Annotated in this window: 1 protein-coding gene; it reads left to right on the top strand. The window is 32.9% G+C overall.

Translation table 11 applies throughout. From position 1 onward, the window contains the following. Positions 1-1,126 precede the first annotated feature (1,126 nt). The coding region (locus ACXAGJ_RS24575) for a carboxypeptidase-like regulatory domain-containing protein (RefSeq protein WP_474843821.1) at positions 1,127-1,644 on the top strand (518 nt) is incomplete at its 3' end.

The following is a 1,644-nucleotide window of genomic DNA, read 5'->3' as shown; positions in this document are numbered from 1 at the left end:
CTCATAACCCGAAGGTCGCAGGTTCGAGTCCTGCTCCCGCTACTAGAAAAGCTAAAGCATTGAATTTAAATGTTTTAGCTTTTGTTTTTTCATGTGATTTCTCTCAAAAAGGGTGTGTCTTTGATTCCATTCACCCGAAGGTCTCAAAATGTGTTTTTAAAAACTTTTTTATTTTAACTATTAGTAAATAAGTTAGTTGTGTGTGCTCTAGCAAGTGTTTTAAAATATAAAAGTATTTTATGGAGTACCTAAACGGAGTACCTATTTTTTCTAGTTTTTATATCTGAAAACTCAACATGAAGTACTTGGAGTCGCTATAAAATGAGGAATTTACAACTCGAATAGTTGTAAATAGGGGAGTTTATTTTAGTTAAACCACAAAATTTTTCCTGCCTCAGTATATAATAAAAGTGACCTTGGAGTACATTATCGAGAGAGATAGATATAGTTTTATAGATGTTTTTTCTTTTTAAGCTTAAGAAAGCTTCAAAAAATTACAACTGTTAAATTCTTCTATTGAATTAATTGTAGTAAAAAACAACAAAATCCTGATAAACATTTGTTTGGCAGGGTTTATCGTACTCAAAGCTGGAATCGAACCCACACCCCCGAAGGAATTGGATTTTCGCCTATGTCAAATGGAATTACCTTATCATTATTATTGTAAAGAAGTAAATAAACTAAGAAATAATTATGTTTTTTAAATTAATTTTATACTTTTATACATATAAATGTTAATTTAATATTAAGTGATTTTAAAATTAACACATAGTATTACCACTTGTAAATCTCTTACCTTAAGAGGGCTTCAGCCTATATTTGATTGTTAATTATTCCTTTTTTGTTCTTTCTACTTACCCATATTTTCTGATTCGAATCGGGCAGAAAGCCAAAGGCTTTTTTCAATTTCTATTTAGTATTATTTGTCATTTTACTCAAGGTGAATCTATTTAAAAAAACATACTCTTATTTTTATTGCAAACCCCTTACTTTAAGAGGCTTGCAACCTATTTTCGACTGTTAGTCTTCTTTCCTGTTGGACATACAATCCGGAAAACAAATCCTGTTTACCCGGTCACACGCTTTTATTCAAAAAACAACTCATTACTTATTAAATCTTTTGCTTATGAAGTTAACTAATCAATTAGTTCTTTTCTTAATCATGTGTACCCTGGGCAATTCCACTTTTGCCCAGAGAGTCATTACCGGAACGGTTTTGGCAGCCGATACACAAGAACCGCTCATTGGGGCTAATGTTTTGGTACCTGATGCAAACCTGGGAGCCGTTACCGATTTTGATGGAAAATTCTCATTGGAACTACCAGAAACCATTGAAGCTATCGAAGTTTCATACATCGGTTATGAAAATTTAATTGTAGCCTTAACCCAAAAAACTGATTATACCATCGAGCTTCAAACCGGTCAAGCCCTTGAAGAAATTGTTATTGTAGGATATGGTACACAATCCAAAAAGGATGTGAGTAGCAGTATTCAAACCATAAAAACAGATGATATTGCCAAAATACCAGCATCTAGCTTTGAAAATGCATTGCAAGGTCAAACCCCAGGGGTAAATATTGCTTCGTCTTCTGCTACACCTGGAGCAGCTATAAATATTAATATCCGTGGAGTATCTTCCATATC

It is taken from the genome of Aquimarina sp. AWH4_224 (assembly GCF_056160245.1).
The sequence above is the reverse complement of the archived record's forward strand: the minus strand, read 5'-3'. Positions and strand labels throughout refer to the sequence as shown.